This is a genomic window from Micromonospora sp. NPDC047707 (genome assembly GCF_040704235.1).
In the GTDB taxonomy this organism is placed as follows: Bacteria; Actinomycetota; Actinomycetes; order Mycobacteriales; family Micromonosporaceae; genus Micromonospora.
Window position 1 is genome coordinate 233,429 of record NZ_JBEYSU010000004.1, and the last position, 20,833, is coordinate 254,261.

Below are 20,833 nucleotides of genomic sequence, written 5' to 3' on the forward strand. Positions count from 1 at the left end.
ACTCGGTGACGGGGGTCGGGCAGTCCGGCGCGACCGAGGCAGGGGCGGTGCAGCATGCGGGAACTCGTGGCGGAACGACCGGCGCGGCAGGGCAGTGACTACGCGGAGTTGTCCCGGCGGATCCGATCGGCGGGCCTGCTGGACCGCCGTCCGGCCCGGTACGCGGCCCGGATCGCGCTGACCGCCGGGCTGTTCGCCGCCGCCTGGGCCGCGGTCGCGCTGGTCGGCGACGCCTGGGCCCAGGTGGCGGTCGCCGTCCTGATGGCGGTGGCCAGCACCCAGGTCGCCTTCCTCGGTCACGACGCCGGACACCGGCAGATGTTCCGCCGGCGCGGGCCGAGTGAGCTGGTCGGCCTGCTCGCCGGCAACCTCGCCGTCGGACTCAGCTACGGCTGGTGGGTCGACAAGCACAACCGGCACCACGCCAACCCCAACCACGTCGACGAGGACCCGGACGTCGGTGCCGGCGCGCTGGTCTGGACGGAGGAGCAGGCCCGGGCGACCCGGGGCTTCGCCCGGTGGCTGGCCCGGCGGCAGGCGGTGCTCTTCTTCCCGATGCTGCTGCTGGAAGGGCTGAACCTGCACGTGGCGAGCCTGCGGGCGGTGCTGGGCCGCGATCCGGACGGGCGATTCCGTACGCCGATGCGGCACCGGACCGTCGAAGGAGCGCTGCTGGCCGCGCACACCGTCCTCTACGCCGGCGGCCTGCTGCTGGCGATGTCGCCGGTGAAGGCGCTGGTCTTCGCCGCCGTCCACCAGGGGCTGTGGGGGCTGTACATGGGGTGCTCGTTCGCTCCGAACCACAAGGGCATGCCGATGCCGTCCGCCGACGACGACCTGGACTTCCTGCGTAAGCAGGTGCTGACCGCGCGCAACGTGCGGGGCGGGCGGATCGTCGACGCGGCGCTGGGCGGCCTCAACCTCCAGATCGAGCACCACCTGTTCCCGAACATGCCGCGCGGGAACCTGCGCCGGGCCCGGCCGGTCGTCCGGGCGTACTGCGCCGAGCGGGGGGTCCCGTACGTGGAGGTGGGGCTGGTCGAGTCGTACCGGCAGGCGCTCGCGCACCTGCACGAGGTCGGCCGCCCGACCCGAAGCGTTCAGGGTCGGGTACCTCCCAGGAGTTGAACTGCGGCGCCCCCGATGTCCGCGCGTCACACGCCGCCGCCGCTGGTCAGCGTGCCGGTTGAGGCTGCCGGTAGGGTCTCCCCATGGCAGAGGCGCTCACCGCGGAGGCGGTACGAGACGAGCTGAGCGGGCTGCCCGACTGGTCCGGTGACCAGGCCGGGATCGCCCGCACCGTGGAGCTGGCCAGTTTCCCGGACGCCATCACGCTGGTGGACCGGGTGGCCGTGGTGGCCGAGGAACTCGACCACCACCCCGACATCGACATCCGCTGGCGGACGGTGACCTTCCGCTGTGTCACCCATTCGGCCGGCTGCGTCACCCACCGTGATCTGGACCTCGCGCGGCGGATCGACGGGATCGTGCGGGAGGTCCGATGAGATTCGAGATCAGCAAGGTGCTCGACGCCATCGAGGGCCGGGTGTGCACCGACCCCTCGCTGGTCCGGGCGGTACTCGACCTGGCCGAGGTGATCCGGTACCAGGACATCGACGGTGGCCGGCCCGCCAGCCTGCTCCGGCTCGGCATGGTGATCGACGCGCTCTCCCGCGAGTTCGAGGAGGACAGCGTTCCGGTCTACGCCGTGGTGCACCGGGCCCTGCTCTCCGACGCCGACCTCACCTCGAACGAGCGCATGGTGGTGCGCCGGTGGGCCGACGACGGGCTGGTCGAGGTGCTCGACAACCCGGGTGACCGGATGCTGGAGGTGGCCGACCTGCTCGGCCTGCCGGTGCTCAGCCGGGCTCGCCTCGACGGGCTGCGCGGGCGCTACCCGTGGGTGGCCGACCAGCCGGGCCGGGTGGTGGCTCCGGTGCCGGGTGCGGGCGGGCCGGTCTTCGTCGCCCACGTCGGCGGCGGGGACACGCCGGTCGCCGGGGAGCGGTCGCCCGCCGGCGCGAAGCTGCTGGCGCGGAACTGGCGGTGCCCGGAGTCCCCGTGCGCGCTGTTCGGCCAGGGGGGTGGGGGTGGTGCGTTCGCCGACCTGGCGGCGGTCACCGACCGGAGCCCGGTGACGCAGCCGCCGCCCAGCCTGCGGAACGGCGTACCGACCTGCCCCCGGCACGGTGCCCGATTGAGCGACGCCGGCCCGCGACCCCGTTCCGAGGTGCTGGCGGTCCGCATCGGCGGCCTGATCCGCCGCCGCTTCGTGCTCACCGACCAGGAGCCGGTGCTGGTCGGCCGCGCGCCGGACGCCGCCGACGGCATCGTGCTCGGCCAGTGGCTCAACGACGAGGCCCGCCGCTGGATCAGCCGTAGCCACCTGAAGCTGGAGCTGCGCGTCGGGGAGATCATCGTGACCGACGTCAGCACGAACGGCTCCGGGATCCGGCCGGGCGGGTCGATGGCCGAGGCGGAGCGGATCCCGCTCAAGCCGCAGCAGTCCCGGGTGCTGGCCGAGGGGGACATGGTCGAGCTCTACCCGGGCGTCCAGGTGGGCCGCCCCGACGAGTTGCCGGCCGGCGCGCCGTACACGCCGGCGTCGGTGATGGCCGAGGCGCCGACCATGGCGATGCGCCTGCCCCGCTGACATCCGGACGACGAAGGGCGCCGGGATCATTCCCGGCGCCCTTCGTGGCGTACGACGATCAGCCGGCCAGCACGGCCGCCAGCTGCGCCACCGCGTGGTCGATCTCCTCCTCGGTGATGACCAGCGGCGGGGCGAGGCGGATGGTCGAGCCGTGGGTGTCCTTGGCGAGGACGCCGCGCTCCATCAGCCGCTCGCACGCCTCCCGGCCGCTCATCAGCGCCGGGTCGATGTCCAGGCCGGCCCACAGACCCCGGCCCCGGACGGCGAGCAGACCCTTGCCGACGAGCGCCTGGAGGCCGGCGTGCAGCCGGGCGCCCAGCTCGGCGGAGCGGCGCTGGAACTCCCCGGTGGCGATCAGCCGGACGACCTCGGTGGCCACCGCGCAGGCGAGCGGGTTGCCACCGAAGGTGGAGCCGTGCTGGCCCGGCTTGAGCACACCGAGGATCTCGGCGTCCGCCGCGACGGCCGACACCGGGACGATGCCGCCGCCGAGCGCCTTGCCCAGCAGGTACATGTCCGGCACGACACCCTCGTGCTCGCACGCGAAGGTCGCGCCGGTGCGGCCCAGGCCGGACTGGATCTCGTCGGCGATGAACAGCACGTTCCGCTCGGTGCAGACCCGGCGTACGCCCGGCAGGTAGCCCTCCGGCGGTACGACCACGCCCTGCTCGCCCTGGATCGGCTCGAGCAGCACCGCGACGGTGTTCTCGTCGATGGCGGCGGTCAGCGCGTCGAGGTCGCCGTAGGGGACGACCGTGAAGCCGGGCGTGTACGGCCCGAAGTCCGCCCGCGCGTCCTCGTCGGTGGAGAAGGAGACGATGGTGGTGGTGCGGCCGTGGAAGTTCCCCTCGGCCACCACGATGTTCGCCTGGCCCGGGGCGACGCCCTTGACCTGGTAGCCCCACTTGCGGGCCACCTTGACGCCGGTCTCGACGGCCTCGGCGCCGGTGTTCATCGGCAGCACCAGGTCCTTGCCGCAGAGCTGGGCCAGCTCGCGGCAGAAGTCGGCGAACTGGTCGTGGATGAACGCCCGGCTGGTCAGCGTCAGCTTGTCGAGCTGCTCGTGCGCGGCGCGGATCAGCTCGGGGTGCCGGTGGCCGAAGTTGAGCGCCGAGTACCCGGCGAGGCAGTCGAGGTAGCGACGGCCGTCCACGTCGGTCAGCCAGGCGCCCTCGGCGGAGGAGATCACCACCGGCAGCGGGTGGTAGTTGTGCGCGGTCCACCGCTCCGCGTCCCGGACGGCCTCCGGCGTCCGCAGCTTGTCCTCGATCACTTGCTCGCCTTTCCCTGACGGAGTCGCAACGTGCAGCACTTCGGTCCACCGCCGGCCTTGCGCAGCTCGGACAGGTCGACACCGATGGTCTCGTAGCCCCGGTCCCGCAGCTTGGCCGCCAGGCCGGTGGCCTGCGCCGGCAGCACGACGTGCCGGCCGTCGCTCACCGCGTTGAGGCCCAGCACCTCGGCGTCGGCCATGGTGGCGTGGACCGCGTCCGGGAAGAGCCGGCGCAGCACGGCCTGGCTGCCGGGGGAGAAGGCCTCGGGCAGGTACGCGACCGTCCGCTCGTCGAGCACGGTCAGCGCGGTGTCCAGGTGGTAGAAGCGCGGGTCCACCAGCTGCATGGTGATCACCGGGTAGCCGAAGACCTCCTGGAGCTGGGCGTGCGAGGCGTGCGCGGTGCGGAACCCGGTGCCGGCGAGCAGGTGGTCGCCGACCAGCAGGACGTCGCCCTCGCCCTCGTTGACGTGCTTCGGGTCGTACATCTCGAAGCCGGCGCTCTCGAACCAGGCCCGGTACGCGGGCGCCTCGTCGGCGCGCTGCGGGTCCCGGAACTGCACGGCCATGGCCTTGCCGTCGATCACCGTGCCGCCGTTGGCGGCGAAGACCATGTCGGGCAGGCCCGGCACCGGAGTGATCTCCTCGACGGTGTGGCCCAGGTCCCGGTAGATCTGGCGCAGCCGCTCCCACTGCCGGATCGCCAGGTCGGCGTCCACCGGCGCGGTCGGGTCCATCCAGGGGTTGATCGCGTAGTCGACGGCGAAGTACGTCGGCCGGCACATCAGGAAGCGCTGGCTGGTGGCGTCCATCGTCATTGTCCTGCTCCCAGGGGTCGGGCGCGCCCGGCCACCTTCGGCCCGCGGGCTGGCGCCGTTGCTCAACGGTATGCGGCACCGGCCGGCGGGATCCACCGCAGGAAGTTGCACAGGACGTCGGATCGTTGCGTGTAGCCGTGGGTCGGCGGCGTTTCGTTGCGTTACCGCATCCCGACGCCGGAACCACTTCGGGGGCGGCGAACCGCCGCCCCCGAATCAGGGTGTGCCCGGCTGGTGAACCACCAGGCTGGTCGGGCTGTGCCGGTGCACCACCGGCGTCGCCGGCGCACCGCCGGCGAGCCGGACAGTGCCCCCTAGAAGCGATCCACAAACTGTGAGTCGAGCCACTCCCGGAAGCGCGTCACCCAGTCGCCGTCGGTGGTCGGCCAGTCGAACTGGCCGGTCATCGCCAGCACGCCCAGGACCACGGCACCCAGGCCGGCCACGACGCCCAGCAGCGCGTCGGTCGTCCCGGCGACGTGCCGCCGCCGGGTCGCGGCCAGGCCGAGAACGGCGAGGACCGCGCCGACGGCGCCGAGCCCGATCCCGTACCCGGCCAGGGTGCCGGTGAGCACGAACAGCACGCCGGCCACACCGGCGATCAGGCCGAGCGTGGCGAGCAGGCTGGACCGGGGCTTCGGGCCGGCGACCACCGGGCGCTCCGCCCGGTCCGGCACACCGTCGCGGTCCCGGTCGACCCGCGCCGCGGCGGCGTCCCGGTCCGGGTCGACCGTCCGGCCGTCGAGCGTCCGCTCCTGGGCCGGGTCCGCGACCGGATTACGGCGGGTCCCCTCGTCGGACCGTCCGGTCGCCGCCCGTGCGGTGGCGGCCCGGCGCGTGGCGTCGGTGTCCGGGGTGTCGGCGGGCGCCCCCGCGCTGCGGTACGTCGTCTGCTCGTCGCTCCGATCGGTCACGACCGGACGAGCGGTCCGGGCCGTGCCGTCGGCGGCGCCGTCGCGGGTGGCGGTCGCCTCGTCCGCGCGGCCGGTGGTGTCGTCAGGCGCCGGTGCCGTCCGGCGCGAGAGGGAAGGAATTCGAACCACGTCACACCTCCTGAGGAATGCGCCGGCGGCCGGTGGAACGGGTGGCGCCCGCGCGGTAACGGTGGAGAGGTACCCAGACGTGACGATCGCGACACCCACCCGGCCGAGGACCCCGGGTGGGCGGCGCTACCGTTGCCGCCGTGCCAGAGGGACACACCATCCACCGCCTGGCGGCCCGGCACGCCGAGCTCTTCGCCGGGGACAAGGTGCACGCGGCGAGCCCCCAGGGCCGCTTCGCCGAGGGTGCCGCGCGGCTCACCGGGTCCGTCATGGAGAGCACCGAGGCGTACGGCAAGCACCTGCTGCACCACTACCCGGGCGAGCTGACCCTGCACGTCCACCTGGGCCTGTACGGCAAGGTCACCGACGGGGCCGGCGAGCCACCGGACCCGGTCGGCCAGATCCGGCTGCGGCTCACGTCCGACCGGAATTGGCTGGACCTGCGCGGCCCCACCGTGTGCGAGCTGCTCACGCCGCCGGAGGTGGCCGCGCTGCGGGGGCGGCTCGGCCCGGATCCGCTGCGCGCCGACGCCGACCCGGAGCGGGCGTACGCCCGGATCTCCCGCAGCGCGACGCCGCTCGCGGCGCTGCTGCTCGACCAGTCGGTGGTGGCCGGCACCGGGCTGATCTTCGTCACCGAGGTGCTGTTCCGGGAGGGCCTGCCGCCGACCATGCCGGGCCGGCGGCTCACCCCCGCCGGCTGGAAGCGGCTCTGGGCGGACCTGGTGGCGCTGATGCGGCAGGCCGTCGAGCGCGGCCGGATCGACACCGTCCGCGACGCGCACCTGCCCGAGGCGATGGGCCGTGCCGCGCGGGTCGACCGGCACGGCGGCGAGGTGTACGTCTACCGCCGCCCCGGCGCGCCCTGCCACGTCTGCGCCACCCCGGTCAGCCGGGGTGCCCTCGCCGGCCGCAACCTCTACTGGTGCCCCACCTGCCAGGCCGCCTGATCACCGAGCGGCCGGCGGGTCAGCGGAGGCGGCGGATGTCGCCGTACGCCCGGTAGAAGCCGCCCCGGCCGGCCTCCCGGACCTCGGTGACCACGTAGCGCGCGCCGACCTCCCGGATGCCCTTGGGGAACTGCACCGCCCAGTCCCGGTGGTAGCCGGGGGAGAGGACCTGGATACGCAGCCGCCCGCGGTCGTCGACGCACTGCACCACCACGCCGTGCCGGTCGTCGCTGGTCACCTCGACCGTCGCCCAGGCCGCCGGCTCGGGCAGCCGGGCCGGCGCCTTGACGTCGACCACCTCCGGGACGTCGCCCGCCTCGGCGGCCCGGATCGCTGGCTCGCTGGCGTCGATGCAGGCCAGGTGCCCGCTGGTGGTGACCACGTAGAGCCGCTCGTCGTGGTACTGCATCGAGTACGCCGAGCCGCAGCCGGTGCCGAGCTTCCACAGCCGGGTGCCGGTGGCGTCGAAGCAGTAGATCGAGGACTGGCTGTCGCCGGCGAAGACGTACCGGCCGCCCTCCGCGGTGGCGCAGGAGAAGACCGGGGCGTCGCAGTGGTACGTCCGCTCGGCGCGGCCGTCCTTGCGCAGGCGGACGACCTCCCGGCTGCCGGTGCCGGCGAACACCGCGTCGCGCTCCTGCCAGCCGAAGAGGACCGAACCGGTGCGGGTGTGCCACAACTCCGCCCCGGTACGCCAGTCGTAGCCGGTCACGCCCTGCGAGTGGCCGTGGTAGAGCGCGTCGGCGTCGCAGCGGACCATCCACGCCGACCGCCCGCGCCCCGCCCGCCGCCAGAGGAACTCGTCCTCGTGGTCGATCGCGGCGATGCCGCCGTCGGCGTCAGAGACACCCAGGACGCCGTCGTGGATGTCCAGCCAGTAGATGTCGATCTCGGGGGCGATCGCGTACGCCGCCCGGGGCACCTTGCCGGAGAGGTCGTAGACGTTGCCGTCGTCGCAACCGGCGTAGATCCACGCGTCGTCGGCGACGATGCACTTCACCCCGTCCGGGAGCCGGACCTGGTCGAGCACGCGCGCGTCGTGCCCGAGGGTGGTGATGACGCCGTGCTCGTTGCCGACCATGCAGGTCCGCCCGTCGACGAAGATGCCGAACGCCGGGGCGCCGGAGTCGTACCGCCAGAGCACGGGCGCGGTGCGGGCGGTGGACCGGGTGCTGACGATCTGCCGCCGGGACACCGCGCGCTTCTGCCGGACACCGCGCACCGCCGGGGCGTACCCCTTGCGGACCTTCTCGCCGATCTTCTTGGCGGCGGCGGCGCCGGCCCGGGCGTTGTCCGGGTACGTCGTGGTCTTGACCTGGCCCTGGTCGCCGATCCGGCCGTAGCGCACGGTCATCGCGGTGTCGGCGACGACGACCTCGTAGAACTTGTGCGCGCTTCCGTCCACTTCGGACAATTCGAGGTAGGTCGTCTCCTGCGACATGGGTGCCTCCGAGGGGGATCGGCGCCGGAAACCGGCACTGCGACAGCGCGCACACGCTAACCGCGCCCACCGACAGGATCGGGTGTGGACGGCGGCACCCTGCCACTCAGGAGGGCGTTGACGTCGTTAAGAAGGGGCCCTTTCGCTACCGGAGGCGTTAAGTAGGGACCCTTCCCTACCGGTTGGCGGCGGCGAGGGCGTCGACGGCCTTGCGGGCGGCGATCAGCACCGGATCCCAAGCCGGCGCGAACGGGGGCGCGTAACCGAGGTCGAGCGCGGTCATGTCGTCCACCGTCATCTTGTTCCACAGCGCCACGGCCAAGGGGTCGATCCGCTTCGCCGCCTCCGACCAGCCGACGATCTGCGCGCCGAGCAGCCGCCCGCTGGCCTTCTCGGCGATCAGCTTCACCGCCATCGGGCGGGCGCCGGGGAAGTAGCCGGCCCGGTTGGTGGACTGGGCGATGACCGAGACGAACTCGAAACCGGACGCCACGGCGTCCCGCTCGCGCAGCCCGGTGCGCCCCACCTCCAGGTCGCAGACCTTGGTGACGGACGTGCCGATCACCCCGGGGAACGTCGCGTACCCGTCGCCGATGTTGATACCGGCGACCCGGCCCTGCTTGTTGGCGTACGTCCCCAGCGGGATGTGCACCGGCATCCCGCTGACCCGGTGCAGGGACTCCACGCAGTCCCCGGCGGCCCACACGTCCTCGACACCGGGCACCCGCATGCGCCGGTCCACCCGGATCGCCCCGCTGGGACCGATCGGCAGCCCGGCCGCCTCGGCCAGCCCGACGTTGGGGCGGACGCCGAGGCCGAGGACCACCACGTCGGCGGGGACCGGCCCCTCCGTGGTGACGACGGCGCACACCCGCCCGTCCCGCTCCTCCAGCCCGATGACCGAGAGGCCGGTGCGGATCTGCACCCCCAGGCTGCGCATGGCGTCGCTGACCAGCTCGGCCATGTCCGGGTCCACCGTCGACATCGGCTGCTCGGCCCGCTCGATGAGGGTGACCGACAGCCCGCGCCGGAGGATCGCCTCCGCCATCTCGACGCCGATGTAGCCGCCGCCGACGACGACCGCGTTCCGTGGCTTCGGGTCCGCCTCCAGCCACTCGCGCAGCGCGGCGCCGTCGTCGAGGGTCTGCACGCCGAACACGCCGGCCACGTCGGTGCGGGCCCAGTCCGGCTTGATGGGTGTCGCGCCGGTGGCGTACATGAGGCTGTCGAACCGCTCGCGGACCTCGCCGCCGCCCTCGAGGTCCCGGGCGACGACCTCGCGCCGGTCGAGGTCGATGGCGGTGACCTCGTGCCGCAGTCGCACGTCGATGTGGAAGTCGCTCCGGAACGTCTCCGGGTCGCGGGCGATGAGCTGCTCGGGGTCGGGCACCACGCCGCTGATCCAGTACGGGATGCCGCACGCCGAGTACGACGTGTAGTGGCCCCGCTCGAACGCGACGATCTCCAGCTCGTCCGGGCCACGGCGGCGTCGCGCCTGGGACGCCGCCGTCATGCCGGCGGCGTCACCACCGATAACGATCAGTCGTCGCGCCACGTGCACCATCCTGTCACGGAACGTCGTCAGCCACGGGTCTGCCGGGCGACGTCCTCCACCACATCCGTCAGCTTCCCGGTCCGGGCGAAGACGGCACGCTGCCGCGCCGCGCCGCTGCCGTGCCGGCGCAGCCCGCCCAGCAGGTCGGTCACCTCGGCCAGGTCGCCGTGCCGCTGCAGCGCCGGGCGCAGCCGGTCGACGAGCTGGCCGAGCAGGTCCCAGGCGGGTCGCAGCTCACCGTCGGTGAGGTCGACGCCGTCGCCCTCCAGGCCGTCGTGGGCGGCCCGCCAGTGCGCGGCGACGAGCAGGTGGTGGTCGGTGCGGATGGCGGGGCAACCCGCCGCGATGTCCGCCATCGCGGTCGCGACCAACGCCCGGGCCAGGGCGGCGACCAGCACCGCGTCGTCCACCGACGGGCAGACGTCGCCGATCCGGATCTCCACGGTCGGGTACTTCGCCGACAGGCGGGCGTACCAGTAGAGCATCCCCTCGTCGAGCATCACGCCGCTGGCGATGAGCTGCCGGATCAACCGTTCGTAGTGCTCGTGCGACTCCAGGAACGGCGTCGGCGCCACCGACGGCCAGCGCTCCCACTCCACCGACCGCCAGCTCGCGTAGCCGGTGTCCGCGCCCCGGGCGAACGGGGAGTTGGCGGTCACCGCGTGCAGCACCGGCAGCCACGGCCGGACGTGGTTGAGCACCTGCACGCCGGTCTCGCCGTCCGGCACCCCGACGTGCACGTGCATGCCGTTGTTGCCGGGACCGGGCACCAGCAGCCGGAACCGCTCGATCATCCGGTCGAAGCGGGGCTTGTCCACCACGGGTGGCACCGGCCCGTCGGCGGGGCCGGTCCCGATGGCCAGCAGGCGTACGCCCGCCCGCTCGGCGGCGTCGGCGAGTGCGCCACGCAGCACGCCCAGGGAGTGCCGGATCGAGCGCAGTTCCAGGCCGGGCGGGCTGCCGATCTCGATCTGGCTGGTCTGGAACTCCCGCTCGACCTGGCCGCGCAGCTCGGGCGGGACCTGCTCCATGACGAGGTCGACCGCCGGCACGGCGACCCCGGTGTGCGGGTCGACGAGCAGGAACTCCTCCTCGACACCCACGGTGAGCAGGTCGGTCCCGTCGGCCGGCGCGCTCGACGCCGTCACCACCTGACCGGTCATCGGGAATCACCGTCCGTCTCGGCCGGACGCGGTCCCTCCGCGCCGGATCGGTCCGTCGTTACCCACGGTGGCGCCGCCCGGAAACGCGGCAGCGGCGTGTCGTCATCACAGCGGGTGACGTGACACGCCCGCATAGCCTGGTCTCCGTGACCGGACGCGCGTCGACCTCCCGGCCCGGCTGGGCCGGGACCTCGACGTACGCCCTCGGAGTGCTGCTCGGGTGGTGGGCGGTCACGCTCGCCGGGCTGACCGTCGTCGTCGACCATCCGTCCGGGCTGCTCGCCGGCGCGGCGCTCGTGCTGCTCGCCACGCTGCTCGCGGTGCGCATCGTCGCGGTGCCGGCCGCCGGGGCGACCCGCGCGGTGTGCGCACTCCGGGCGCGGGCGCGGGCCCGCCGGGTGCCGCGCCAGGTGGACCCGGACGCGTCCGGCCGACCTCGCCCGCGGGCACCCGGCGTCCTCCCCTCGGCCGCGTAGGCACAGCCCGGCGCGGCCGGCTCCGCCGTCCTCGCGCGCCGTCGGCGCGTACCCGGAATCGCACCCGAGGGGTCCTCCACCATGCACGCCTTCGCACCGCTGTCGGACGTGGTCGGCGCCGCCGGCACCGTCCTGGCCGGGCTCGCCACCCTGCTCGAACCGCTCACCGGCGGCGCGGCCACCGCCGCCGCCATCGTCGTCTTCACCGTCACTCTTCGCCTGCTGATCACCCCGTTGACCGTCGCGCAGGTGCGCGGGGAGCGGCGCCGCGCGGCGCTCGCCCCCCGCGTCCGGGAGCTCCAGCGGCGGTACGCGGACGACCCGGCCCGGCTCCCGGCCGAGCTGGCCACGCTTTACCGCTCCGCCGGGGCGAGCCCGCTCGCCGGTTGCCTGCCGCTGCTGCTCCAGGCCCCGTTCCTGCTGGTGGCGTACCGGCTGTTCACTACGGACGAGGGCGGCACCGGCCTGCTGGACGAGCAGTTCGCCGGGGTGTCGCTCGGGCACCAACTCGGCGACGGGCTCGGCGGCGCGGTGGTGCCGCTGTTCGGCGCTCTGCTGGCCGTCCTGGTCGTGCTGGCCTGGTGGACGTCGCGCCGGATGCGGCGCGCCGCCGTGCCGGCTCCGGCCGGTACGCCGGGCGCGGACGCGCTGGCCCGCCTGCTGCCCCTGCTGCCGTACGCGACCGTGCTGGTCGCGCTCGCGCTGCCGCTGGCCGCGGTGATCTACCTGGCGACCACGACGGCATGGTCGGGGCTCGAACAGGCGGTGCTGCGCCGTCCATCCGCCTCGACGTAGATCGATATTGACATCCGGGTGAACGGCACGTACAACTCCTGAGAGAGCGCTCTCTCGACCCGTCCCGCAGAGAGGCACAGCCATGCACACGCCATCCGGGGCGCCTGCCGCCCTGCCCGCAAGACGCCGGACACGACTGGCGTTGGCCCTGCTCACCGCCGCCACCACCACCGCGTTGGCCGGCCTGACCGTCACCGCGAACGCCGCCGTCCCGCCGCCGCCGTCCGGCTGGAGCCTGGTCTGGAGCGACGACTTCACGGGCGCGGCCGGCACCCTGCCGTCCTCGGCCAACTGGATCATCGACACCGGCACCAGCTACCCCGGCGGCCCGCCCAACTGGGGCACCGGGGAGATCCAGACGTACACCAACAGCACCGCCAACGTCAGCCACGACGGTTCCGGCAACCTGCGGATCACGCCCTTGCGCAACGCGTCCGGCCAGTGGACGTCGGCGCGGATCGAGACCGTCCGCAGCAACTTCAAGGCGCCGTCCGGTGGCGTGCTCGCGATCGAGGGCCGCATCCAGATGCCGAACGTGACCGGCGCGGAGGCGCTCGGCTACTGGCCGGCGTTCTGGGCGCTCGGGTCGCCGTACCGGGGCAACTACCAGAACTGGCCGGGCATAGGTGAGTTCGACGTCATGGAGAACGTCAACGGGATCAACTCGGTCTGGGGCGTGCTGCACTGCGGCGTCGCGCCCGGCGGACCGTGCAACGAGTTCAACGGGCTGGGCGCCTCCCGGGCCTGCCCCGGCAGCACGTGCCAGTCGGCCTTCCACACCTACCGGTTCGAGTGGGACACCTCGGTCAGCCCCCAGCAACTGCGCTGGTACGTCGACGGGCAGCTCTACCACACGGTCACCCAGAGCCAGGTCGGCGAGCCGTACTGGACCCAGATGACGTCGCACGCCGGCTACTTCCTGCTGCTCAACGTGGCGATGGGCGGCGGCTTCCCGAACGGGGTGGCCGGCTTCACCACACCCACCGCATCGACCGTCCCCGGTCGGCCGATGGTCGTCGACTACGTCGCCGTGTACAGCCGAGGCGGCGGCACCACCCCGCCGCCGACCACCCCGCCCCCGACGACGCCGCCGCCGGGCGGGGTCCGTGACGCGTACGCGACGATCCAGGCCGAGTCGTTCAACGCCCAGAGCGGCGTGATCGTGGAGGCCTGCTCGGAGGGCGGCCAGAACATCGGCGCGCTGCGCAACGGCGACTGGGTGCGCTTCGACAACGTGGAGTTCGGTGCCACGCCACCGCGGGACTTCGTCGCCCGGGTCGCCTCCGGCGCGGCCGGCGGGGTGAGCGGCCTCGTCGAGGTCCGCCTCGACAGTCCGACCAGCCCGCCGATCGGCAGCTTCGCCCTCGCCAACACCGGGGGCTGGCAGAGCTGGCGCTCGGTGCCCGGCAACGTCGCCGGCCCCACCGGCCGCCGGACGGTCTACCTGACCTTCACCAGCGGCCAGCCGAACGACTTCGTCAACGTCAACTGGTTCACCTTCCGCCGCTGAGCGTGCAAGGAAGGGCCCCTTGTTAACGCCTCGCGTTGTACAGGGGGCCCTTCCAATCACTCGACCCCCACCCCTGGACAGGAACAGTTAACAGTCTTAATAATAAGCGCCAACGTAGACGTCCGTGGATGCCTGTCCGGGTGTGGAGGGTCGCATGAAGCGTTCCAGATCCCTAGTCCTGTCCCTGGTCACCGTGGTGACGGCCGCGCTCGGCGCCGCCTGGGTGGCGATGCCGGCGTACGCCGCCGGCCCGACCGCCACCTTCGTGAAGACATCCGACTGGGGCAGCGGGTGGGAGGGGAAGTACACGATCACCAACGGCGGCACGACCACGATCAACGGCTGGAGCCTCACCTTCGACCTGCCCGCCGGCACGTCGGTCGGCACCTACTGGGACGCGCTGCTCACCTCGTCCGGCCAGCGGTACACGTTCACCAACCGGTCGTGGAACGGCACGGTCGCGCCGGGCGCGTCGGTCTCCTTCGGCTTCCTCGGCAGCGGGCCGGGCTCGCCGACCAACTGCCGGCTCAACGGTGCGGCCTGCGGAGGCGGCACGACCCCCACCACGCCTCCGCCCACCACCCCGCCACCCACCACGCCGCCCCCCACGACCCCGCCCCCGACCACGCCGCCGCCCACCAGCCCGCCGCCGGTCGCCGGCCTGCCCAAGCACATCCTCACCGGCTACTGGCACAACTTCGACAACCCGGCGGTGGAACTGCGCCTGCGGGACGTCCCCGCCGAGTACGACGTGGTCGCGGTCGCCTTCGCCGAGGCGACGGCCACCCCCGGCGCGGTCACGTTCGCGGTCGACCCCGGCCTCTCCGCCGCGCTGGGCGGCTACACCGACGCGGACTTCTCGGCCGACGTCCGGACCCTGAAGAGCCGGGGCAAGAAGGTCATCATCTCGGTCGGCGGCGAGACCGGCCGGGTCGCCGTCAACGACGCCGCCTCCGCGGTCGCCTTCAGCGACTCGGTGCACGCGCTGATCCAGCGGTACGGCTTCGACGGCGTGGACATCGACCTGGAGAACGGCCTGAACCCGACGTACATGGCGCAGGCCCTGCGGTCACTGCGCGCCAAGGTCGGCTCCGGACTCATCATCGCGATGGCACCGCAGACCATCGACATGCAGAACCCGGCCACCAGCTACTTCAAGTTGGCGCTGGACATCAAGGACATCCTCACCGTCGTAAACACCCAGTTCTACAACTCCGGCTCGATGCTCGGCTGCGACAACAATGCCGCGTACAGCCAGGGCACGGTGAACTTCATCGTCGCGCTGGCCTGCATCCAGCTGGAGGCGGGGCTACGGCCCGACCAGGTCGGGCTCGGCCTGCCGGCCGGTCCCGGCGCGGCCGGCGGCGGCATCGTCGCGCCCAGCGTGGTCAACGCGGCCCTCGACTGCCTGACCCGGGGCACCAACTGCGGCAGCTTCCGCCCGCCGCGCACCTACCCCGGCCTGCGGGGCGCGATGACCTGGTCGGTCAACTGGGACGTGACCAACGGCAACAACTTCGCCCGTACCGTCGGCCCGCACCTCGACACCCTGCCCTGACCCGACCCGCGGCGCCGGGCCGCGTACCCGCTGGGGTGCGTGGCCCGGTCAGCGCCCGGCGCGGACCGACTCGCGGCCGCGCCGGGCGCGCCGGGCACGCCGCCGGCGGACCTTCTTCACCGCCCAGGTGAGGACCATGACGGCGAAGACCGCGAAGATCGCGTAGTTGAACCAGTTGCTGTAGCGGTCGACGTCCTCCCAGCGCGTGCCGAGCGTGTACCCCAGGCCGACGATCAGCGCGTTCCAGACACCGCTGCCCAGCGTGGTGAACGCGACGAACTCGCCCAGCGGCATCCGGTTCGCCCCCGCCGGGATGGAGACCAGGCTGCGGACCACCGGCACCAGGCGACCGAACAGCACCGCCCAGCGGCCGTGCCGCTCGAACCAGCGGTCCGCCCGCTCCAGGTCGTCGAGGTCCACCAGTGGCAGCCGGTCCAGCCACCGCTTCAGCCGGTCCTCGCCGAGACCGGCGCCGAGCCAGTACAGCGCGAGGGCCCCGACCAGCGACCCGACGGTCGCCGCGAGAACGATCAAAACGACGTTGAAACGTCCCTCGCCGGCCAGGTACCCGGCCATCGCGAGGACGATCTCGCTGGGGATGGGCGGGACGATGCTCTCCAGCGCCACCAGCAGCGCCACACCGACCGCGCCCAGCGCGTCGATGACACCGGCCACCCAGCCGGTCAACCCGCCGAACTGCTCCGGGGGGACGTCCTGGGCGAGTGCCATCGCGATCCTTCCGCTGCCGACCGGGGGATCGGAAGGAGGTACCCGGCAGGTCACCACTTACACCCGGACATGTCGCACGCCTCAGTGCAGGGCGGTGTCCGCCGGCCCGCGCCGCCAGCCGGTGAAGCGGACGCGCCGGGAACCGTACCCCCGTCTCGCGTTTGCCGGCTCGCGCCTCGGGAGACATACCTGGGGCATGGGTGACCGCTGGTACTCCGAGGCCGTCGTCTACTGCCTCGACATCGACACGTACGCGGACTCCGACGGCGACGGCGTCGGCGACATCCGGGGGCTGATCGGCCGGCTCGACTACCTGGCCCGGCTGGGCGTGACGTGCCTGTGGCTGCATCCGATCCACCCGTCGCCGAACAAGGACGACGGGTACGACGCCACCGACTTCTACAACGTGGACCCACGCTTCGGCACCCTCGGCGACTTCGCCGAGCTGCTGCACCAGGCGCAGAACCGGGGCATCCGGGTGATCATCGACCTGGTCGTCAACCACACGTCGGACCAGCATCCGTGGTTCGTCTCCGCACGGTCCTCCCCGGACTCGCCCTACCGGGACTGGTACGTGTGGTCGGACCGGGAGCCGGACGACCGTCACCAGGGCATGGTGTTCCCCGGGGAGCAGCACGAGACGTGGACCTACGACCGGACCGCGAGGGCCTGGTACTACCACCGGTTCTACAAGTTCCAGCCCGACCTGAACATGGCCAACCCGGCCGTGCGGGCCGAGGTCAAGAAGATCATGTCGTTCTGGCTCCAGCTCGGCGTCTCGGGTTTCCGGATGGACGCGGTGCCGTTCATCATCGAGCTGACCGAGCCCGGCAACCCGAACTCGCCGAAGGACTTCGAGTTCCTCACCGAGCTGCGCCAGCACGTGCAGTGGCGCCGCGGCGACGCCGTCCTGCTCGCCGAGGCGAACGTCGAACCGGACCAGCTGCCCACGTTCTTCGGCGACAGCGGCGGATCCGCGAACCGGCTGCACATGCTCTTCGACTTCATGCTGAACGGGCGCCTCATGCTCGCCCTCGCGCGGCGGGACCCGGAGCCGGTGATCGAGGCACTGCGCGACACCCCGGCGCTGCCCGAGGGCGGGCAGTGGGCGACGTTCCTGCGCAACCACGACGAGATCGACCTGTCCCGGCTCACCTCCGAGCAGCGCAACGAGGTGTACGCGCAGTTCGGCCCCGACGAGGACATGCGGATCTACGACCGGGGCATCCGCCGCCGGCTGGCCCCGATGCTCGGCAACGACCGGCGGCGGGTCGAACTGGCGTACTCGCTCCAGTTCTCGCTGCGCGGCACGCCGGTGCTGCGGTACGGCGAGGAGATCGGGATGGGTGAGGACCTGGCCCTGCCCGGTCGGCAGGCCATCCGTACGCCGATGCAGTGGTCGTACCAGCCCAACGCCGGCTTCTCCACGGCGGACCCGGAGAAGCTCGTCCGGCCGGTGATCGACAAGGGTGAGTTCTCCTACGAGAAGGTCAACGTCACCGCCCAGCGGGCCGACCGCACCTCGCTGCTCGCGTGGTTCGAGCGCATGATCCGTACGCTCCGCGAGGCCCCCGAGATCGGGTCCGGCTCGACCACCCACATCGACGTGCCGACTCCGCCGGGAGTGCTGGCGCACCGGGCCGACGGGCCGACCGGCACGATGGTCTTCCTGCACAACCTCGGCACCGAGGACGCCGAGGTCGACCTGAGCCACCTGGCGGCGGAGGCCGACCTGCCGATCGACGTGCTCGGCGACCGCAGCTACGAGCCGGTCGGCAAGCTCGACCGCCTCAAGCTGGCCGGCTACGGCTACCGCTGGATCCGCCTGTGCCGGGGCGGCGGGTTCTAGGCCGGCGGGCTTCGCCGTACCCCTGGGTTAAGCTCCTTCGATCGAGTGAAGTTACCGGGAGGTAGGCATGTCGGAGGAGCAGCGGGTCGCCATCGTGACCGGCGCGGCGCGGGGCATCGGGGCGGCCACCGCCAAGCGCCTGGCGGCCGACGGGCTGGCCGTGGCCGTGGTGGACATCGAGGAGTCCGCGACCAAGGAGACCGTCGACGCGATCGCCGCCGCCGGTGGCCGGGCGCTCGGGGTCGGTGCGGACGTGTCCGACCGCGCCCAGGTGGAGGCGGCCGTGGAGCGGGTCGCCGCCGAACTGGGCGGGCCCACCGTGCTGGTCAACAACGCCGGCGTGCTCCGGGACAACCTGCTGTTCAAGATGACCGACGCCGACTGGGACACGGTGATGGGTGTGCACCTGCGGGGTGCGTTCCTGTTCAGCCAGGCCGCCCAGAAGCACATGGTCGAGCGGAAGTGGGGGCGGATCGTCAACCTCTCCAGCACCTCCGCGCTGGGCAACCGCGGCCAGGCGAACTACTCCGCCGCCAAGGCGGGCCTCCAGGGCTTCACCAAGACCCTCGCCATCGAGCTGGGCCCGTTCGGGGTGACCGTCAACGCGGTCGCCCCCGGCTTCATCGTCACCGACATGACCGCGGCGACCGCAGCGCGGATGAAGGTGGACTTCGAGGCGCTGCAGAAGCACGCCGAGGCGGAGATCCCGGTCCGCCGGGTGGGCCGCCCCGAGGATGTGGCGCACACCATCTCGTTCCTGGCCAGCGAGGGCGCGTCCTTCGTGTCCGGTCAGGTGGTCTACGTCGCGGGCGGCCCGAAGGACTGACCGCCGCCCCCGCCCCGCTCCGCCCCGCGCGCGTCGCGGGGCGGGAGGGCGGGTCAGGACGGTGCGCGGCGGGTGCGCCAGAGCCAGAGCAGGCCGAGCACCGGCAGGACCAGCGGGATGTAGCCGTACCCGCTGCCGAAGCCGGACCAGACCGTCTCGTCGGGGAACAGGTCCGGCCGGGCCAGGCTGAACGCGCCGACACCGACCACACCGACCAGTTCTACCGTGCAGCAGGTCAGGGCGATCCGCCGGCCGGCCGCACCGGCGCGGGCGAGACCCACCGCCGCCACGATGTAGATGACCGCGGCGAGCGCCGAGAGCAGGTACGCGACCGGAGCCTCGTCGAACTTCGTGGCGATCTGGAGGCCGGCGCGGCTGGTCGCGGCGATCGCGAACAAGAGGTAGACGGCGATCAGCAGCCGGCCCGGGCCGGCGTTGGTCCGCGTGCGCTCCGCGGCCGGCGCGTCAGCCACCGAGCGCCGCCCAGGTCTGCTGGAGCCGGACCACCACCACCGGGGCGACCAGGCAGACGGCGCAGACGATCGCCGAACCCCAGCGGGTCGGCTCCATCCGGGCCAGCACCCAGGCCAGCGGTGGCAGGCAGACCAGCGTCACCAGGTAGCCCGCGAAGGCCCCCGGCTCGCCCGGCCGCTCGCCCCCGGCGAGGGCGACCAGTGCCACCACGGCCATCACCAGCAGGACCGCCTCCAGCGCGGCCAGGCCGATGAACTGCACCCGGTCGGGAGCGCGGTGCCGCAGCGTGGCCACCAGAGCCCACGCCGCGACGAGCAGGCACAGCACGATGGCGGCGGAGGCGAGCAGCCCGTCCACCGGCGATCCGGCCGGTGCGGCGCTGGTCATCGGGTCCACCGGGGGCGCGGTTCGGTCACCGCCACACTCTACTAATCGGCGTAGTAGCGGTGACGTACGGGCGCGGCCCGCGCCGCGACTCCAGCACGGGGCCTCAGGGCCTGGCCTCGGCGCGACTCGTGCCGGGACTCCGACGCAGGCCCTAGCATGATGCGAGGTGCTGCGGCGGGACGACGGCTTGGGGGTTCTCGTGGTGATGCGGTTCGGCTTGTTCGGCACCGGGCACTGGGCGGCGGAGACGCACGGCGCGGGGCTGAACGCACATCCCCGGACCGCGCTCGCCGGCGTCTGGGGGCGGGACCCGGCCAAGGCCGCCGCGCTCGCGCAGCGGTACGGCGTGCCCGCGTTCGACGACGTCGACGCGCTCATCGAGGCGTCCGACGCGGTCGCGGTCGCCCTTCCGCCGGACGTGCAGGCCGACATCGCGGTCCGCGCCGCCACCGCCGGACGGCACCTGCTGCTGGACAAGCCACTCGCCCTGAGCGTCGCCGACGCCGACCGGGTGGTGACCGCGGCACAGTCCTCCGACGTCGCCTCCCTGATCTTCTTCACCCAGCGGTACCACCCGAACGTCACCACGTTCCTCGCCGCCACCGCCGCCGAGGAGGGCTGGCAGCACTGCGCCGCCACCTTCTTCGCCTCGATCTACCAGCCCGGCAACCCGTACGAGGGCTCCGCGTGGCGGCGCCAGCACGGCGCCCTCTGGGACGTCGGCCCGCACGCGCTGTCCATCATCCTGCCGGTGCTGGGGCGGGTGACCCGGGTGGCCGCGATGGACGGCCCGCGCGGGCTCGTGCACCTGCTGCTCACCCACGCCGGCGGCGCCACCAGCAGCGTCTCGCTCACCCTGGACGCGCCGGGCGAGGCGGTCACGCGGGATCTGCGCTTCTACGGCGTCAGCGGCATCGAGACCGCCCCGCTCGGCAAGGGCACCGTGGCGGACGCGTACGGGACGGCGATCGACCAGCTGCTGGAGGAGGTCGACTCGGGCACCCGCGACCACCGCTGCGACGTGCGTTTCGGCCGGGAGGTGGTCGCCGTCCTCGAGGCGGCGGAGACCGCCCGGCGCGAGGCCCGTACGGTCGACGTCCCCTGACCGGCGGGAAAAGCGGTGGTCGGGGACCGGCGGGCCCGGTTAGGGTCGGCGTCATGTCCGCGTACGCACTGATCGAGGGGGCCGCCGCGCCGGCCGCCTTCGGGCCGCTGCTGGTGGCCCGCCCGCGCGTCCGGCGTCCGGCCCTGGCCGGCGCGCCCCGCGACTGATTCCACCCACGCACCGCGTTCCCACCCCGGCCGAGCACCGGGTGGGCCGCCGCGACCGGTG

Annotated in this window: 20 protein-coding genes; 11 read left to right on the top strand and 9 right to left on the bottom strand. The window is 73.1% G+C overall.

Features of this window, described 5'->3' with window-relative positions; all coding sequences use genetic code 11:
- Positions 1-54: 54 nt before the first annotated feature.
- From AB0873_RS06635 to AB0873_RS06645, 3 genes are all read left to right on the top strand, one after another.
- Positions 55-1,128, top strand: a complete 1,074-nt coding sequence (locus AB0873_RS06635; RefSeq protein WP_366598731.1) for an acyl-CoA desaturase — start codon at positions 55-57, stop codon at positions 1,126-1,128.
- An 83-nt stretch (positions 1,129-1,211) separates the two neighbouring features.
- Positions 1,212-1,505: a 4a-hydroxytetrahydrobiopterin dehydratase gene (locus AB0873_RS06640; protein WP_366598732.1), complete on the top strand. Its 294-nt coding sequence runs from the start codon at positions 1,212-1,214 to the stop codon at positions 1,503-1,505.
- Positions 1,502-2,653, top strand: coding sequence for an FHA domain-containing protein (locus AB0873_RS06645; protein ID WP_366598733.1), 1,152 nt, complete (start codon positions 1,502-1,504; stop codon positions 2,651-2,653). The genes AB0873_RS06640 and AB0873_RS06645 overlap by 4 nt, the downstream gene beginning before the upstream one ends.
- A 58-nt stretch (positions 2,654-2,711) precedes the next feature.
- Here AB0873_RS06645 and rocD read toward each other — a convergent pair whose 3' ends face one another.
- From rocD to AB0873_RS06660, 3 genes are all read right to left on the bottom strand, one after another.
- Positions 2,712-3,926: an ornithine--oxo-acid transaminase gene (gene rocD, locus AB0873_RS06650; protein ID WP_366598734.1), complete on the bottom strand. Its 1,215-nt coding sequence runs from the start codon at positions 3,924-3,926 to the stop codon at positions 2,712-2,714.
- Positions 3,923-4,738, bottom strand: coding sequence for a dimethylargininase (gene ddaH, locus AB0873_RS06655; protein WP_205800980.1), 816 nt, complete (start codon positions 4,736-4,738; stop codon positions 3,923-3,925). Before ddaH ends, rocD begins: the two co-directional genes overlap by 4 nt.
- Positions 4,739-5,058: 320 nt before the next feature.
- Entirely contained in the window at positions 5,059-5,787 is a 729-nt protein-coding gene (locus AB0873_RS06660) for a thrombospondin (RefSeq protein WP_366598735.1), read from the bottom strand.
- Positions 5,788-5,927: 140 nt separating this feature from the next.
- On the opposite strand from AB0873_RS06660, the gene AB0873_RS06665 reads away from it, so the two are divergent.
- Positions 5,928-6,737, top strand: a complete 810-nt coding sequence (locus tag AB0873_RS06665; protein ID WP_366598736.1) for a DNA-formamidopyrimidine glycosylase family protein — start codon at positions 5,928-5,930, stop codon at positions 6,735-6,737.
- Between the two features lie 19 nt (positions 6,738-6,756).
- Here the strand turns inward: AB0873_RS06665 and AB0873_RS06670 are convergent, their stop codons facing one another.
- The 3 genes from AB0873_RS06670 to AB0873_RS06680 form a co-directional block, all read right to left on the bottom strand.
- A complete protein-coding gene (locus AB0873_RS06670; protein ID WP_366598737.1) occupies positions 6,757-8,178 on the bottom strand; it encodes a WGR domain-containing protein in 1,422 nt (473 codons plus the stop codon).
- 175 nt (positions 8,179-8,353) lie between these two features.
- Positions 8,354-9,733 (bottom strand): FAD-dependent oxidoreductase, encoded by a 1,380-nt coding sequence (locus tag AB0873_RS06675; RefSeq protein WP_366598738.1) that lies wholly within the window; start codon positions 9,731-9,733, stop codon positions 8,354-8,356.
- A 26-nt stretch (positions 9,734-9,759) separates the two neighbouring features.
- Complete coding sequence (locus AB0873_RS06680) at positions 9,760-10,896, bottom strand: glutamate--cysteine ligase (protein ID WP_366598739.1); 1,137 nt, start codon at positions 10,894-10,896, stop codon at positions 9,760-9,762.
- Positions 10,897-11,042: 146 nt separating this feature from the next.
- On the opposite strand from AB0873_RS06680, the gene AB0873_RS06685 reads away from it, so the two are divergent.
- The 4 genes from AB0873_RS06685 (at position 11,043) to AB0873_RS06700 (ending at position 15,235) form a co-directional block, all read left to right on the top strand.
- A complete protein-coding gene (locus tag AB0873_RS06685) occupies positions 11,043-11,372 on the top strand; it encodes a DUF6412 domain-containing protein (protein ID WP_366598740.1) in 330 nt (109 codons plus the stop codon).
- An 81-nt stretch (positions 11,373-11,453) separates the two neighbouring features.
- Positions 11,454-12,167 (top strand): membrane protein insertase YidC, encoded by a 714-nt coding sequence (yidC, locus tag AB0873_RS06690; RefSeq protein ID WP_366598741.1) that lies wholly within the window; start codon positions 11,454-11,456, stop codon positions 12,165-12,167.
- A gap of 82 nt (positions 12,168-12,249) precedes the next feature.
- On the top strand, positions 12,250-13,677 hold the full coding sequence (locus AB0873_RS06695; RefSeq protein WP_366598742.1) for a carbohydrate-binding protein: 1,428 nt from the start codon (positions 12,250-12,252) through the stop codon (positions 13,675-13,677).
- A gap of 154 nt (positions 13,678-13,831) precedes the next feature.
- On the top strand, positions 13,832-15,235 hold the full coding sequence (locus tag AB0873_RS06700) for a cellulose binding domain-containing protein (protein ID WP_366598743.1): 1,404 nt from the start codon (positions 13,832-13,834) through the stop codon (positions 15,233-15,235).
- A gap of 48 nt (positions 15,236-15,283) precedes the next feature.
- On the opposite strand, the gene AB0873_RS06705 is transcribed toward AB0873_RS06700, so the two are convergent.
- On the bottom strand, positions 15,284-15,964 hold the full coding sequence (locus AB0873_RS06705) for a DedA family protein (RefSeq protein ID WP_155330487.1): 681 nt from the start codon (positions 15,962-15,964) through the stop codon (positions 15,284-15,286).
- A 196-nt stretch (positions 15,965-16,160) separates the two neighbouring features.
- Here AB0873_RS06705 and AB0873_RS06710 point away from each other — a divergent pair, with 196 nt between their 5' ends.
- Together AB0873_RS06710 and fabG are read left to right on the top strand one after the other, a co-directional pair.
- A complete protein-coding gene (locus AB0873_RS06710; RefSeq protein ID WP_366598744.1) occupies positions 16,161-17,813 on the top strand; it encodes an alpha-amylase family protein in 1,653 nt (550 codons plus the stop codon).
- Between the two features lie 67 nt (positions 17,814-17,880).
- Positions 17,881-18,639: a 3-oxoacyl-ACP reductase FabG gene (fabG, locus tag AB0873_RS06715; protein ID WP_155330489.1), complete on the top strand. Its 759-nt coding sequence runs from the start codon at positions 17,881-17,883 to the stop codon at positions 18,637-18,639.
- 53 nt (positions 18,640-18,692) lie between these two features.
- Here the strand turns inward: fabG and AB0873_RS06720 are convergent, their stop codons facing one another.
- Both AB0873_RS06720 and AB0873_RS06725 read right to left on the bottom strand, forming a co-directional pair.
- Positions 18,693-19,112: a hypothetical protein gene (locus AB0873_RS06720; RefSeq protein ID WP_366598745.1), complete on the bottom strand. Its 420-nt coding sequence runs from the start codon at positions 19,110-19,112 to the stop codon at positions 18,693-18,695.
- Entirely contained in the window at positions 19,105-19,500 is a 396-nt protein-coding gene (locus tag AB0873_RS06725; RefSeq protein ID WP_366598746.1) for a hypothetical protein, read from the bottom strand. Before AB0873_RS06725 ends, AB0873_RS06720 begins: the two co-directional genes overlap by 8 nt.
- A 202-nt stretch (positions 19,501-19,702) precedes the next feature.
- On the opposite strand from AB0873_RS06725, the gene AB0873_RS06730 reads away from it, so the two are divergent.
- A complete protein-coding gene (locus tag AB0873_RS06730; RefSeq protein ID WP_366598793.1) occupies positions 19,703-20,605 on the top strand; it encodes a Gfo/Idh/MocA family oxidoreductase in 903 nt (300 codons plus the stop codon).
- The last annotated feature ends 228 nt before the right edge of the window (positions 20,606-20,833 follow it).

Excerpts from the sequence above, each read along its gene's own strand:
- AB0873_RS06725 (WP_366598746.1), bottom strand. The coding sequence starts at position 19,500 with ATGACCAGCGCCGCACCGGCCGGATCGCCGGTGGACGGGCTGCTCGCC.
- ddaH (WP_205800980.1), bottom strand. The coding sequence starts at position 4,738 with ATGGACGCCACCAGCCAGCGCTTCCTGATGTGCCGGCCGACGTACTTC.
- AB0873_RS06705 (WP_155330487.1), bottom strand. The coding sequence starts at position 15,964 with ATGGCACTCGCCCAGGACGTCCCCCCGGAGCAGTTCGGCGGGTTGACC.
- AB0873_RS06670 (WP_366598737.1), bottom strand. The coding sequence starts at position 8,178 with ATGTCGCAGGAGACGACCTACCTCGAATTGTCCGAAGTGGACGGAAGC.
- AB0873_RS06645 (WP_366598733.1), top strand. The coding sequence starts at position 1,502 with ATGAGATTCGAGATCAGCAAGGTGCTCGACGCCATCGAGGGCCGGGTG.
- AB0873_RS06640 (WP_366598732.1), top strand. The coding sequence starts at position 1,212 with ATGGCAGAGGCGCTCACCGCGGAGGCGGTACGAGACGAGCTGAGCGGG.
- AB0873_RS06695 (WP_366598742.1), top strand. The coding sequence starts at position 12,250 with ATGCACACGCCATCCGGGGCGCCTGCCGCCCTGCCCGCAAGACGCCGG.
- yidC (WP_366598741.1), top strand. The coding sequence starts at position 11,454 with ATGCACGCCTTCGCACCGCTGTCGGACGTGGTCGGCGCCGCCGGCACC.
- AB0873_RS06710 (WP_366598744.1), top strand. The coding sequence starts at position 16,161 with ATGGGTGACCGCTGGTACTCCGAGGCCGTCGTCTACTGCCTCGACATC.
- fabG (WP_155330489.1), top strand. The coding sequence starts at position 17,881 with ATGTCGGAGGAGCAGCGGGTCGCCATCGTGACCGGCGCGGCGCGGGGC.
- AB0873_RS06635 (WP_366598731.1), top strand. The coding sequence starts at position 55 with ATGCGGGAACTCGTGGCGGAACGACCGGCGCGGCAGGGCAGTGACTAC.
- AB0873_RS06700 (WP_366598743.1), top strand. The coding sequence starts at position 13,832 with ATGAAGCGTTCCAGATCCCTAGTCCTGTCCCTGGTCACCGTGGTGACG.
- AB0873_RS06680 (WP_366598739.1), bottom strand. The coding sequence starts at position 10,896 with ATGACCGGTCAGGTGGTGACGGCGTCGAGCGCGCCGGCCGACGGGACC.